Source organism: Actinoplanes sp. NPDC051343 (assembly GCF_044455125.1).
Classification (GTDB): domain Bacteria; phylum Actinomycetota; class Actinomycetes; order Mycobacteriales; family Micromonosporaceae; genus Actinoplanes.
This window is the reverse complement of sequence record NZ_JBITEL010000022.1, coordinates 25,254-39,246: the sequence shown is the minus strand read 5'-3', so window position 1 is coordinate 39,246 and position 13,993 is coordinate 25,254. Positions and strand designations below refer to the sequence as shown.

Below are 13,993 nucleotides of genomic sequence, written 5' to 3'. Positions count from 1 at the left end.
TCTCATATTCAACGGTGAATCCGGCAGCAGAGTTCACTACTGCGCACATCCACCCCCTTCACCGTCCCCTCTCAGTGAGCATCGCCGAGCTCTGGGCGGGGCTTGCCGAACGGCTCACGGTCGCAGGGGTGGTTCGGCCGCTAGCGGCCGTGGAGGAGGGCGGTCGGTGTCCTGCGGACGTCGGCGATTGCAGCTCCGCCACGTCGGCCAGCGAGCCTCCTCCGATGCCGCGCGAGTTGTCGCGGACAGCTCCGGCGGTACGCGCCGGCCCCGGCCCATCGTGTGCCGCGCGGATTTTATGCCCCACATTGATGAGCTTCTCTGCAGCTGGCATCATGCCGTTGCCGTAAGCGGAGAGAAGATACCGATCGGACTGGATCTTTTGCCAGGCATAATCTGCCGCCTGCACGATGATGCGGTCCGGCAACGGAACGAACCGGGACGCCCGATCGGACGGTGAGATCGCCATCGCAGCCGCTGGGGACGGGCCGGGGGCTATTGGCTCCACTACGGGCTCGGACGGGCGGCCGGCGGGTGTCGAGGCGCCGTTCGGCCGGCCCGAGACCGTGGTCACGGCCGCCCAAGCCGTTTCCAAGGGCAAATCCACGAGCAGGTTGCTCAGCGTTGCCGCGATCCGACCCAGGTCCGTTTCCGGGAGTCTCCGCCGGTCGTCGACCAACGGCCGGCCGGGCCGGATCAGCCGGCCGAGATACGGCCAGAGCCCCGAGCGTGATGTGATGCCTTCAGCGCCAGCCCGCGGCTCAACCTTCACAGGGGTACTGAGCCGCAGAACGGTGTCGCCCAGGAGCGCGGCCAACCTACGGTCGGCCTCCTGCTGGTCCGCCATCATCGATTCCCTCCGGCTGGCCCTGACGACGGCGCCCTCATCCGACCGCTCCCCACTTGGCGGCGGCTCGCTGCGTCATGGTTTCGACCTCTTCCTTGGCCGCCCGGGAGATCGCCGCCGCGTTGGCCTCCTTGTACCAGGGCCGCAGGCGGATCAGCGCCGGGCGGACACCAGTGGCGAACAACAGTGCGGTGCCTTTGGGCAGAGCCCGGATCTTGTCGGCCGGCAACTTCTGTTCCTGCCGATACGAGATCGAGCGGGACGTGCCGTCCCGCCCGCGCGACCACGATGGTGTCCGCACGTCGTGCTGGCCGACCAGCCGGGCGATTTTGTCGACGAAGTCGGCGTCGTCCAGACCGGCGCCCAGCAGCTTGATCGTAGCCGCGCTCCATAGTGCGTCCATACCGGCCTCGCCCCAGACGCGCGCGCCCTGGCGGTAGCTCTGCAGCAGCGTGACGACGTTGATGCCGCGGGAGCCGAGGTGGCTGTACAGGTCAGGCAGGTCACTGATCCGGCACACGTTGGCCGCCTCGTCCAGCACCGCCGTCATCGGCGGGTCCAACCGGCCCCCCATGCGTTCGGCAGCCACCACACCGGCCCGCAGCGTCGCGTCAGCGAGGCCGGCGATCACTCCGGCCGCGGAGCCACCGCCGTCCTTCGAGAGCAGGTAGAGGGTGTCACGGCCGAGCACGTGCCGGGAGGGTACGAATTCCGGATGGAACGGGTCCGGGCTGACCCAGGCCGTGATGTCGGGGTCCAGTAGGCAGGCGACACACTGTCGGGCGGTCTCGTAAATTCCGTCACGGGTCTGCACCGCACCGCGTACGGTTCCGTTGAGCTGCTCCGCCATCGCCGTCATGCCAGCCCCACGGAGCAGGTCGATCGGCGTTCGGTCCGCCGGGTCGGCAAGCCAGCCGAGCATGTCCGTCAGTGTCATGCCGCCGCGGGAGGCGGCCAGAAACAGCGCGGTAAGCGTGTTCTGGGCCGCGGAGATCCAGAAATCCCGCTTCGAGGCGTCGTCGTTGACCGAGCTGACGAAGTGTCCGGCGAGTCGGCGAGCGCCCTCGATGGTGTCGCAGCCAGCGAGCATGTTCCACCACATCGCGCGCGGGGTGTGGGCGATCCTCTGCGGATCGAAGGTCCAGATTGTCCCGACCTTCGCCCGCTCCCTCCGGGTCACGGTGAATACGTCGGACTTGTTGGAGGTCAGCAGAACGGCCCCGGGAGCACGCAGCATCCTCGGAATGGCGATTCCGGTGGACTTGCCGGCGCGGGGCGCCATCAGGTCCAGTTCGACGTCCTCGAAGGACGAGCGAAGTTCCGGGCCGTCCGGCTCCAGGTCACCAAGCAGGTTGCCGGTGTCGTCGGGGTGCAGGGTGCGCCGGCCCTTCAGCGAGGGACGCAGTTCCCGGGCACGGGCCTCGCTGGCCTTGGACATCATGCTGAGCACGTCGCGCTGACCGGCCAGGCGGGGATTTCCGCCGGACGCCTTCCGAATGACCTTCACCCCAACCAGCAGGACCGGGACAAAGATGACAGCGGCCACCAGCACCATGCCGCCGTACACCGCGTAGGGCGGGGCAGCCGGCCAAACCAGCGAGGTGTGGCCGGTCAGCAGTCGCCAATACACCGTGAGTGAGAACGGCGGAGGGTGCCAGCCATGGCCGGTGACCGCCGCTCCGAGGGTACCGCCGATCCAGCCGACGGCGAGCGCGATGAGGTTTAGTACGGCCAGGCCGGGGACGAGCCAGGGCAGGACGTCGTCGCCCGGGGCGCGAGTGGAGGCACTCATGCCGTCTCCTGTTCCGGAACGCCGGGCTCGCCGGCCGGCTGAAGTTCGGCCGCCGCTGCGAGCCGGGCAGCCATCATCCGTTCGGCCTGGCCGTTCGTCACCCAGCGGAGGTTAGTGTCGTGCAGCCGCTGTTCGGTCTCGGTGATGGTGACCCGCACCGGGATTCCCGGACGGCCGCCGACCTTGAGCAGGAAGCGGCCGCGGCCGGGCGGCTCCTCGTTCTCGCCGTACTGAGCCCAGCCCGGCGGCGACGACCAGGAGGACACCATCTCGATCTCCCGACGGGAGAGGCCGACGATCTTGCCCAGCTCCTCCATCTCGGCCCGGGGCAGCCCGGCGCAGGCCAACATGCCCGCCCGCTCGACGAATCCCCTGGCCTTGGCCTTGTCGGACTCGCTGCCCAACGCCTCCGCGTCCTTCAGAGTGTGCGTGATCTTGGAGTCGGCGAGACCGAGCGAACGGTTCAGGCGGGTCAGCGCGTCGATGCGGTCGACGATGCCGGAGGCCGCCCGCAGAGGTCGCCACAGCTCGTCGAGAACCGTGAAGAACCATCGTCGCGGGGCCAGGCCCGCGTCGGCGAGCGCATGCGACGCGGCCACCGTACCGAGGCCGTCGGACCAGGCCGCGAGCATCGCCGCGGCGGTGAGCTGGCTGTCCGCCTCGCCAATCCGCGAGATGTCGATGCACACGGCAGTAGCGTTTGGGTCGATGTGGGTGGAGGTCGTGGCGGCGAAGGTGTTGCCGAGCGGGCCGTCGAGGATGCCCAGCAGGGATCGGTGCAGCGGATCGACGGCGTCGCGGTATCTCGACTCCTCACCACGGTCGAGCGTGATCTGCCGTACCTCCGGAGGCCCTCCCTGCAGGACCGCGAGAAGGTCCCCGAGATAGATCGGCCGGGCGTCCGGGGTGCGCTCCCGCAGGTGCCGCAGGCACGCGGAGAGCACGGACTGCTCGTGGTCGTCGATGGCGCGGCCACGCACGATGGTAAGCAGCGCGGCAACCATATTCAGCACCCGTCCGTGCGTCTCGGCCGCTAAGGCGTGTCCAGCCTGGCCGCCGACCCTCGCCGCGGCGGCACCCATCGCGCCAGGGTCGAGGACGTTCAGGCCGCCGACGCCCCGGCCGATCGAGATGACCTGCCCGCCGAGCGCCCGGACGGTGTCGGCATAGTCCGGTTTGAGGTCGCCGAGCACCAGGGGGATGACGCCCTGCGCAGCCAGCCCGATCAGCATCCGGTTGATCAGCGTCGACTTGCCGAGGCCGGGCATGCCGAGCATGAACAGCGACGGGTTGGAAATGTATCGCGCCCGGGTGAACCAGTTGAGCGGGTCCCCGCAGACGGTCGCGCCGGTCGACAGATGCTGGCCCAGTGGTACCCCGATCGTGGGCGCCCCGGAGCCGGACGCGAACGGCCAGAGACCGCACGCCTGTACGGTGGTGGCGCGCCACATCGCGGGCGGGTCCATCGGGGCCACCCGGCCGCCGCCGGCGCCGAGGGCACCGCGGTGCGGAATGCTGTCTTCGCGGTCTCGGCTGACCGCCAGCGCCCGGCGGCGCTTCTCGATCTGGTCGAGGCGATGCTGTTCACGCGCCGCCGAGCGCAACGCCCGACGGGACTTTTTAGCAAACTCGTCGGGGGCGCGGTCCTGCAGATCCACTGGCGGAACGACCAGTCCGCTCAACGCCGTCGGCGGCCGGACCGACCCGAACGGCTTGTTCTCCAGCGTCACAGCGCCTCCTGCAACTCGTGCGGGATCATGGTCTGCTCCCACGGCAGAATGCCGACCGGCAAGGCACAGCTGAACGCGGCCGCCTGCATCCGATCGGCCGCCCGCATGGAAAGCCGCGTCGCGCCGAGCAGGTTGCGCATCGTCACGTTCGCATCGGGTATATCGGCCGCCGAGTCCACGGTCACGGTCACCACCATGGAGAACTCGACCAGGCCGGCGCCCGCAGCCTCCTCGGCGGCCGTCTGCTCAGCCGCCGCCACCTCGGAGACCGCCCGCGCCCGCACCAGTCCGCGGGTCGAGTTGGCCATGAACTGGGCGGACCGCCGGTCGGCCTCCACGATCCTGGCCGAGGTCGCCGGGTCGATCGGCCGGTACAGCAACGCGACCCGTTTGCGGCGGATGCCCGGCACCGGATCGAGCAGTGAGCGCAGCACACTCGAGCGCACGGTCCCCCGGGGTGCGAGGGTGAGCAGCCAGCTGCGAGATACCCCGGAATCGTGCTGGTAGGTCGTAACCGTCTCGCGGGCCGCGGCCGGACCGGAATCCAACCATTCCAGACCGGTGGCGCCGTAGCGCGCGCGGAGGTCCAGCACATCGGCGGCGACCGCCGGGTCGTACGCGACCCGGACGACCTCGGCGATGCGTTCGGCGGAGAGCGGAGCCGCCGTTCCCCCGCCCGCGCCCACCAGGCCGCTGTTCAAGCCTTGAAGACGCAAGGCGAGGTCGGTCAGGATCTCTTCCTTGCCGCGCTTCGCGGCGCCGGGCATGCCGTACGTCAGGGTGATGTAGGTGTTCATCTCGGAGGAAGCGTTCGGATACTGGTCGACGATCTCCTCCATGACCGCCCGCGCGACCGGCGGCGCCTCCGCCGAGATGCGCGGCAGCACCTCGCTGGCCAGCCGGGTACCCGGGTCGGGGGCCGTCTCGACGATCACCGCCGCCCCCCGCAGGTCCGGCTCGTGGGCGAGCCGCGACAGCCAATCGCCCCACAGCGCCACCCAGACGTCCACCTGCTCGGGGTCCACCAGCGAACCGCCGTCCGGCTCGCAGCCGAGAACGACCGTGAAGAGGTTCCGATACCGGTGGTGCAGGACGCCGAAGCGGCGGTCGTACGGATCCCGGCCCTCCATCATGGTGACCCGGCTGAGCATTCCCGGTGGCCGGAACCGGCCGCCCGGACGCGCTGAGAGCGGACCGGAGACGTACAGGTTCTGGCGCTTGGCCCGCCGGCGTGACCACCCGATCCGCAACGCCAGTACGTTGTAGACGTTACGACCGTCCGGCGTCCGGACCGCAAGCGGGGCCAGCACCAGCGTGCCGGCGACCGCCATCACCACCGCCGCTGACAGCGAAAACAGGGACGCCAGCAGCACCACGACGAGGCCGCCAAACACGCCGACGGTGCCGACCAGGCCGAACGAGCCCAACCCAGCCTTGCGCGGACGGCGCCAGTTGCCGTACGTCCGCGTCTTGATGACTTCCGTGCTCATCACATCTCCCGCTCGGTCTGCGCCGTACTGGTTGTCGCACTTATTGGTGGTCATGGACGTCATGGACGCCCGGTAGCGCACTCTGGGCGAGGTTGGTGCCGTGCCGTGCCGCCGCCGCGGTCCCGTGCGCTACCAACGCGGCCGCGCCCGCCGCTGCCCCCAGGCCGGCGCGAGCCGCGCCGGCCGCCCGACCGCCGGAGGCGCCACCGGACGAAGGGGAGCCTTTGCCAGCGCTGGTGGCGCCCGTGGGCCTCCCGCCGCCGCCCGACCGGCCGCCGGCTGGCGAGCCGCTTCCGGCGGACCGTCCGCCGGAGCCGCCACGGCCACCGGGGAGGGAGATGGCACCGGTTGCCTGGGCGGCAGCACCGAGGGCGCCACCAGCCATTGCACCGGCCGCATCCGAGGATCCCAGCGCGGCCATCGCCGGCACGATGAGGCGCATGAGCGCCGGCAGTGCCACGGCCGACATCAGCAGCACTCCACAACCCGCAATTTTCTGCTCGGTCGCCTGCGTCCCGGTGTACGCGATCATGGTGGAACCGGCGTACAGGACCAGCCCCACCGTCGGCTTGTACATCAGCCAGGCGGCCATCCAGGCAATGTGCTTACGCCACCACGACGATCCCCATTGGGTCATGGAGGCGGTGGCTGCTAGGGGAAGCGTGCCGAAAAGCAGGACCATCACGCCGAGCCGCAAGTAGAGCAGGATGATATGGATGATCCCGGCGATCAGCAGCAGCAGGCCGACGAAGATCAGCAGAAACGTCGAGATGTCAACGTTGCCGCAGTCGGCGATACTCTTCAGCTGCTGCTCGACGCCCGCCTTGTACAGGTGGTCGCTGTAGCTGTCGGACAGCGTTGCCAGTTCGCTGACGACGAACGAACCCGCACCGGCCACGAGGATCACCCGCACGATTCCCTTGAGGGCGGTCATGCCGGGCTGCCCACGGCGATCCAGGGCCATGCGGGCCGAGGCGAACAGCAGGGACGCCACCGCGACGCCGATCACGAGCCAGTTGATCTGCAGCCCGATCTTGTGATTGAAATCCTTGTCCGGCGACAGCGTCGGCACTTTGCTCGCCACGTTGGCGAAGAGGCTGGCTGCCGCGCTCATGATGGCATTGGCGATCTTGCGAAGGACGCCGTCGATGCCGTCGGAGAAAAACTCCTGCACGCCGCCGAACGCACCGAAATACACGGCGTCACCAGTGCTGCAGTCTGCCATCTCAAACCTTCCACAGGATGAATCCGGCCGGCGAGGCGACGGGAACCACCGGCGAACTCAGGTCACCGGTAGAGAGAGGTTGAACCTTCCAGTCGCCCCCGGACCACACCACCGTGTAGTCGGTGGCGACCAGACTCACCTGCCCGACGCTGACCAGGAGCCGGACCGTGGCCTGGTGGTCCGAGTAGGAAATCAGCAGAAAGCCGGCGAGCGAGCCGGCGGTGTACTGCGGGACGTCCTGCGCCACCGTCGACCGCATCGCGACGAAGATGTCCCGCCCGGCGCCCGGCACCACCTGTTGGTCGGTGACGGCGTTCCAGTAGCGGCCACTCAGCTGACGAGGAATGACATTCGCGGCCATCACGGCGCCCGTGGGCGTGCGCGCGAAACACCACAGGAGCGGGCCCCTTGTCATACGCGGCCCGGCCGACTTGGAGAGCGGGACCGGCGCGCCGTTCAGCGGACGCCACGTCACGTCGTGCGGCGGCTGGACCGGCGCGTGTTGGTCCGAGTCGTCGGTTCGGCATCCGGGGGGGCGCCCGGAGCCCTCCTCGACGCCGATGGCCGGCACCGCCCGCCGGGCGTCGATCGACGGGCCGGCATCCTTGTGGGTGCCGTTACGCACCAGCACGGCCCCGGCGGCCACGAGCACGACGGCGAGGAATCCGGCCGAGAACCGCCATCCTCGCTGCTCCCAATAGGGCCGGTCGGCCGGCTCCTCCGCGGGCCCTGAGAAGATCGGCCAACGAGTCATCGGGCAGGCCCCTGGCTCGGACACTCCGCCGTCATTGGGCCAGCCCGTTGTTGAACACGAACTGGACCAGTGGTCCGGCCACCGCCACGAGAATGCAGCCGCCGAGCACCATGCCGAGCCGGCTCATGTGCTCCGATGCCTCACCGCGCCGGTGCGCCATGGCCATCATGGTTCCGGTGACGATGACGCCGCTGACGCCAGCCGCGGTGCCGGCCCACGCCACCAGGTTGAGACCGACCTTCACTAGATTCACCAGTTCGGTCGGGGCGGCGCCGCCCCGGTCCGGCTTCGGGATGTCGGCGGTCAGCACCAGCCGGGGCAGGAACAGGGCCGAGCGTACCCAGAAGAAGAGATCCGAAATGTTCGACGACATCGTCGTCTCCGATCAGCCGTTCGTTGTTTGGGCTAGAAGAGTGTGAGGTTCAGGAACCCGACGATCGGTCCTGCCGTCACGGCGAGAATGCACGCGACGATGACGATGATGAATTCCTGCCAGATCATCGAGCCCGCTCCCGGCACGCCACTGCGCAGCTGAAGTCCCAGCTGCATGCCGATGATGATCAATCCGGCCACGCCGGCCGCCGAGACGCACCAGGCCAGCAGGCCGAGAAGGTTTCTCTCGACGGGGGTACCGGACTTTCCCTGCGCATCCGGGCCGAGGACGCTGTCGGGGTTGAACGGCTCGACGGAGGGCGGCGGCATCGCCTGTGCGCTGGCGCCGCCGAGGGGTACGTCGCAATTGAACTTGACCGACTGCACCGTTCCGGAGAGCGCGCACCAATTGGCGGCCGTCACGACGATATCCTGTTTGGACGGGCCTGCTCGGACCTTGGCATCGACATAAATCGTGTCGCCGTCGGTAAAAGGCACGGACAGCGTCCAGTTGGCCCCAGCGCCCTTCCACCCAGAGCAGTAGCTCTGGGAGTCGTGGGTGCGAATCGTCGTGTCACTGCGCAAGCAGATGCTTCCCACGTACGCGCCACTGAGCTTGAAATTGATGGAATACCTGCCGCCCACCGCGCCGCGGGCCAGCGGGGCCGCAAAGGCCACCGGCCGCACGGCCTCCGGTCGGGATCCACCGCCTGCGCCGAGGTCGCGAATCGCGTGGGAAGGAGAGAACTCGAGCACGAGGGCAGCCACAACCGGCACTAGGGCGAGCAGGGCCGACGCCAGGCGCCACCATATCCAGGCGGCCTGTATCGGCGCTCCCTGGTCGAAGCGATCGACCCGGCCGGCCATCACGCGCGCCCCGGGGAACCAGCGGTGGGACCCTGCACCAGTCGGCCGAGCTTCTCCAACGGCTGCGGCAGGGTGGTCAAGTTCTGCCCGGAGCGCCACGACGCGACCCACGGGATGCGGTAGACCGGCGCGACTGACCGGAGCAGCCGGATCCGGTCGGCGAGAATCCTCGGCAGCCCACCTGGAGCGTCCGCCACTAGGACGACGGCGACCAGTTTCATGCCGGCCGGGTGGCGTCCCTCCCGCATCGCATTCAACGTCTGCGAAGCAGCCCGGAGGCCGCCGGCGTGCGTACGGGCGACCAGTAGAACCCGGGTCGGTTCGGTACGTTCGGGTTGGGGCCAGCGGCATCCCAGGTCCACGCCGCCGAGGACCGACGCCAGGGTGGTCGCGCCGCAGCCGCCGTGTGCGGCCACCCAGGCGAAACCGGCCGGGCTCAGCCCGCTCCTCTGCTCCGGCCCGATCTCATCGGCGCCGCCCCCAGTGGCGGGAGCACCGACCGCTCGGCTGCCCTGGTCTCCCACGACCGCCTGCGTATCAAGGCTCATCACCAGCTCCATCCCCATCGTCGTCCGGCCCGATGTCTCGCTTCTCGGAAATGTTTCGTCACCCGGTTGTTCGCTTCTCTAGGAACGGCCGGAATTCGTTTCGGTTCACGGAGCTGTTGATGGCGGCCGCTGAACCAAACTCGGGGAAATCCGTTCCTCTTCTGGAGGAACCGACTGTGGAGGTCACCGATCGCTGCCCTCATTCGGGGAGCCGGTTGACCCTAGGAGCAGGGGAGGCGCGGGGAAATCCATGGCCGACACCAACAAGCCGCCGGACGCCATCCAGATTGCTGGCGCCATCGTGTCCCTCATCGGACTGGGGCCGGCTCTCGTCGTCGCGCTGATCCTGCTGGTGGTGATCGTCGCCACCGACAGTTCTTCGAGCGTCTCACCGGATGCTCTGGGCGGCCCGTCGAGCAGTGCCGGCGTGTTCGGAAACGGCTCCGGAGATTTGTTGAGCGCGTTGACCGGTGACGATGGCAAGGGCCAGTTTGCGGCTGACGCCGTTCCGCGCGCCGATCTCGTGCCGATCCTCGAGGAGGCTGGCCGCCAGTGTGACCTTGTCAGTCCGGTCGTCCTGGCGGCGCAGATCCAGGTCGGGTCGGAGTTCGATCCGCAGGCCACCGGGCCGCACGGGGAAGACGGCATCGCGCAGTTGCCCGAGGGCGCCTTCGCGACGTATGGACGCGATGACGACGGCAACGGGCGGGCGAGCGCGGACGACCTCGAGGACGCGGTTTTCGCGCAGGCCCGCTATCTGTGTGCGTTGGGGGACTCGATCGACGGCATGCTTTCCGGTGGGCAGGTGACCGGCAATCGGCTCACTCTCACACTGCTGGCCTGGGATGTTGGTCTGACGGAACTGAAGAAGATGGGCCGCATACCGTTGCTAGGCCCGCAGAGCTATCCCTACCGGGTGCGCGCCGAGTTCGCCCGTTTCGAGGGCGGCCAAGCGGATCCGGCGTCGTCGGACGGGGCCTTCGGCGAGGACCAGTTCACCCGGATGTTCCCCGATGCCAACCCGTTCTATCGCTACACCGCGCTGACCTCGGCGATGGCCAAATATCCGGCGTTCGGGCAAGGTTCCACTGGCAAGCGCGAGATCGCGGCATTTCTCGCCAACGTCGACCGGGAGACGGGCGGATTGGTGTACGCCGAAGAACTGAACCAGTCGATCTGGGGCAACTATTGCGACCTGTCGACGCCGTACGGCTGCCCCGCCGGACGAACCGCCTATCACGGCCGAGGGGCCTTACAGCTCAGCGGGAACGCGAACTACAAGGCCGCCGGCGATGCCCTCGGTGTGGATTTGCTGAACCGGCCGAGCCTGGTCAGCACAGACCCGGTCATCGCGTGGGAGACCGCCGTGTGGTTCTGGATGACCCAGAGCGGGTCGGGCCCCGGGACGCCGCATGCAACGATCGCCGGCGCGGTGGGGTTCGGCGGCACGATCCGCAGTATCAACGGATCGCTGGAGTGCGGTGGCGGTAACCCGGACGCGGTCCACGCCCGCGTCGATGCCTACCGGCGGTTCTGCGCGGTGCTCGGCGTCACGCCGGGCGACAACCTGACCTGTTGACGTTTACGTGCGGCCGGCCCGTTGAGGCCGGCCGCCAGTGTTGCCGACCGGCTTGGGTCTTTGCTGACCCAGCACCCTGTCGCCGACCGGCTCCAGCCGCCTTGCGCTGACCCGACCACGGGTCGACGAGGGCGGACCCTGCTTCGTGATCTGGTGTGTCGCGTCCGGCTTACGCGTCCACGTCCGACCGGTGCGGCGGAGCGGGCGTGGCCGGGAACATCTCGGGCCGAGGCTGCCCCGCGTCGGCGGACCGGTCGGTCCAGTGCGCCGAGCTGTCGTCCGCCACCGCCGCGGGCGGCCGGAGCTGCGACATCACCATCGGGGCGGGTGCGCGGACTTCGGTCTCCGGCATATCCTCGTCAGCGACGTTGCCCCGCCAGATCCGCTGGATACGCAGAACGAGATAGGCGGCGGCCGCGAGCATCATCACGACGACGACCACGATGGTCAGCGTGCGCTTGTGCGGTGGGGCTTGCTGGGCGGCGGCAGGCGAATCCGGGGCATCGGACGCGGTGGCCGCCTCTTCTGGCAGCACCCGGGTTACCGAGGTGCTGGGATTGATCATCCCCCAGCCGAACGAGGTGTTCGGCACCGTGCCCTCACCCATCGGATCTGCGGTCACCTCGATGCGATGGACGACTTGGACGGCCGTCAGGTCGGGATAGGCGGCGCGGACCAGAGCCACTTCGCCGGCGACGAACGCGACCGCGTAGTACGTACCGGTTCCGGCGATGCCGCCCGAGCCGGTGATCCCCAAGCTGGTGACGTTCACGCCGGGCGCTGCGACGTCCACGCTGCCCTTGCGATAGCTGTCCGCGGTCTGCGCATCGACGCTGACGCCGGCCACTCGGATCACGGCGGCACCGTGCGGCACGTCGCGGTCGGTCGGTGCTCCGACGACCACGACCACGTCCTTTCCGGCCGCCTTGACCACGGCGTCGGCGACCTCGGGGGTCGTCGCATCCACCGCCGGCCCCAGGGCGATGATGTCGGCACCGGCGCTGGCGGCATAGGCGATCGCTTCCGCCTGCATCCGCGGCGGCGCCGGCGCGGCGGTGGACTGGACCTTGAGGGGCAGGATGGATGCCTGCGGGGCGATGCCGGTCAGCGCACTGCCCGGCGTCTGGTGGGCCGTCACCAGCGCCGCCATCGACGAGCCGGTGCCGATACAGTCGACGTCACCTCGGCCCGCGCGGTCCACGAAGTTCCGGCCGGCGTTGACCCGGCCGGCCAGCTGCGGCAGCTTCGCGTTGACCCCGGAGTCGACGATGGCCACGCGTTGGTTGCTTCCGCGACTCTGCGGCCACGCCAGGTCGGCCGCCAGCCGAAGGGCCGCCCAGTCCGGGTGGGAGTTGGAGGCGGCCCCCGCACACGATGCTGAATTTGGCACCGGCACGTTGCCTCGCGTTGGCACCGTACGGGGAACTGGAGCGCCGGTCGGCGTTGCCTCCACGCCGCTGCCCTTGCCAGTCCCCCGTGAGGGCCGGCTTGTCGTGCGTGGCGCGGGCTCGGGTGCCGTGCTGGTGGGAAGGTGCCCGTAGTGGACGCCGGACCCGACCGCGTCCCAGGGCATCACGAGCGCCCAGCCGGCGTCCAGCCGAACCGGATCGGTCAGCGACTTGCCGTCGGGCTGCGGTCGTCCCACATTGAGGTCGAAGATCTCGCTCGATCGGGCGTCACTGCGCAGGAAGCGGCCCGCTATCTCGGCCAGGTTCTCCGGCGAGCCGGAGTACTTCGACTGCACCATGTAGTACTTCACGTATTCATCGTCCGTTCCGGCGGCACGCGCGGCGCCCGGAACGGACCACAGGATCGCCATTGCCGCACCGCACGAAAGAGCGGCCCTGGCATGTTTCCAGATCATCGATGCGGAACCCTTCTGTCCGGGCCTACGGGATTGCGCCGTCACCGTTTCGACCCATCACGGTCGACGAAGCCCCGCATGATCAGAGCCTCCCGCAGAGCGCGAAGGGCATGGTTCGACCGCGACTTGACCGTGCCCGGAGGAATGTCGAGCAGCTCCGCGGTCTCGGCGATCGACCGTCCCATGTAGTAGAGCTCAATCAAAGTCGTACGCAGGCGCTCCGGCAGGGAAACCACCGCCTCTCGAACCTTGCTGGAGTCGAGCAGGCGGTTGACGGCGTCTTCGGTGCCATCGGCCGCGGCGGCGTCCACCGGCTCGGCGACGTATTCGATCGGGCGTACTCGGGCGGCCCGGATGTCGTCAATCGCCAGGCGCCGGGCGATGGTGAAGAGCCACGCCCGGTTCCAATAGCCCTCTGCGTTACGCGCATCCGGATGCCGCCACGCGCGGGTCATGGTCTCCTGCACGATGTCCTCCGCCCAGTGCAGATCACCGTTGGTGAACCGGAGTACGTAGGCGAGAAGCACCGGACGGTGCACCAGTTGTAAGTGCCGAAGGGCTGCCGCCTCGTCAGCGCTCGCCGGAACAGCCGGCTGTGGTTTTCCCTCCGGATCGGCGTCGGTAGCAATGGATAGGACCGGCGCGGCTCGGGCTTTCTGATGCGCATCGTCAAGGCCCGGCTCATCACGAGTTCGATGCAAAACTCAACCACTCCCCAAGGTCGTTGTGCACCCGGGACAGGCCGACCTCGGCAATGCGGACGCCTACCGGCCGGCCGTACGGCATAGACCTTCGCGGCATCACGCCATCGGATTCGCCGCCCCCGCAGCGCCGGCGTTACCGCGACTCCTCCACCTCCACGTAGGACGACGTTCATCGAAGGCGAAGGTTCATTCAGGACATTGCTACGTAGCAAGCAAAGGCG

The 13,993-nt window shown here is 68.8% G+C and carries 12 protein-coding genes; 1 reads left to right on the top strand and 11 read right to left on the bottom strand.

The window, feature by feature from the left end; all coding sequences use genetic code 11:
• Positions 1–58: 58 nt before the first annotated feature.
• Genes ACIA5C_RS44960 through ACIA5C_RS44920 form a run of 9 tightly spaced genes read right to left on the bottom strand, consistent with a single transcriptional unit; the run spans position 59 to position 9,625 of the window.
• Positions 59–850 carry a hypothetical protein gene (locus ACIA5C_RS44960; RefSeq protein WP_396066739.1) on the bottom strand — a complete coding sequence of 264 codons (792 nt, stop codon included), beginning with the start codon at positions 848–850 and terminating at the stop codon, positions 59–61.
• 34 nt (positions 851–884) lie between these two features.
• Complete coding sequence (locus ACIA5C_RS44955) at positions 885–2,639, bottom strand: TraM recognition domain-containing protein (protein WP_396066737.1); 1,755 nt, start codon at positions 2,637–2,639, stop codon at positions 885–887.
• A complete protein-coding gene (locus ACIA5C_RS44950) occupies positions 2,636–4,369 on the bottom strand; it encodes an ATP/GTP-binding protein (RefSeq protein ID WP_396066735.1) in 1,734 nt (577 codons plus the stop codon). Before ACIA5C_RS44950 ends, ACIA5C_RS44955 begins: the two co-directional genes overlap by 4 nt.
• A complete protein-coding gene (locus tag ACIA5C_RS44945; RefSeq protein WP_396066733.1) occupies positions 4,366–5,859 on the bottom strand; it encodes an SCO6880 family protein in 1,494 nt (497 codons plus the stop codon). Before ACIA5C_RS44945 ends, ACIA5C_RS44950 begins: the two co-directional genes overlap by 4 nt.
• A gap of 40 nt (positions 5,860–5,899) precedes the next feature.
• Positions 5,900–7,057, bottom strand: a complete 1,158-nt coding sequence (locus tag ACIA5C_RS44940; RefSeq protein ID WP_396066731.1) for a hypothetical protein — start codon at positions 7,055–7,057, stop codon at positions 5,900–5,902.
• 28 nt (positions 7,058–7,085) lie between these two features.
• Entirely contained in the window at positions 7,086–7,838 is a 753-nt protein-coding gene (locus tag ACIA5C_RS44935) for a hypothetical protein (RefSeq protein WP_396066728.1), read from the bottom strand.
• A gap of 31 nt (positions 7,839–7,869) precedes the next feature.
• Positions 7,870–8,211 carry a hypothetical protein gene (locus ACIA5C_RS44930; protein WP_396066724.1) on the bottom strand — a complete coding sequence of 114 codons (342 nt, stop codon included), beginning with the start codon at positions 8,209–8,211 and terminating at the stop codon, positions 7,870–7,872.
• A 32-nt stretch (positions 8,212–8,243) separates the two neighbouring features.
• Complete coding sequence (locus ACIA5C_RS44925; RefSeq protein WP_396066722.1) at positions 8,244–9,077, bottom strand: hypothetical protein; 834 nt, start codon at positions 9,075–9,077, stop codon at positions 8,244–8,246.
• Entirely contained in the window at positions 9,077–9,625 is a 549-nt protein-coding gene (locus tag ACIA5C_RS44920) for a DUF6668 family protein (protein WP_396066720.1), read from the bottom strand. The genes ACIA5C_RS44925 and ACIA5C_RS44920 overlap by 1 nt, the downstream gene beginning before the upstream one ends.
• A gap of 250 nt (positions 9,626–9,875) precedes the next feature.
• On the opposite strand from ACIA5C_RS44920, the gene ACIA5C_RS44915 reads away from it, so the two are divergent.
• Positions 9,876–11,204: a glycoside hydrolase family 19 protein gene (locus tag ACIA5C_RS44915; RefSeq protein ID WP_396066718.1), complete on the top strand. Its 1,329-nt coding sequence runs from the start codon at positions 9,876–9,878 to the stop codon at positions 11,202–11,204.
• Positions 11,205–11,373: 169 nt separating this feature from the next.
• On the opposite strand, the gene ACIA5C_RS44910 is transcribed toward ACIA5C_RS44915, so the two are convergent.
• Positions 11,374–13,023, bottom strand: a complete 1,650-nt coding sequence (locus ACIA5C_RS44910; RefSeq protein WP_396066716.1) for a S8 family peptidase — start codon at positions 13,021–13,023, stop codon at positions 11,374–11,376.
• 86 nt (positions 13,024–13,109) lie between these two features.
• On the bottom strand, positions 13,110–13,769 hold the full coding sequence (locus tag ACIA5C_RS44905; RefSeq protein WP_396066714.1) for a sigma-70 family RNA polymerase sigma factor: 660 nt from the start codon (positions 13,767–13,769) through the stop codon (positions 13,110–13,112).
• Positions 13,770–13,993: the final 224 nt, after the last annotated feature.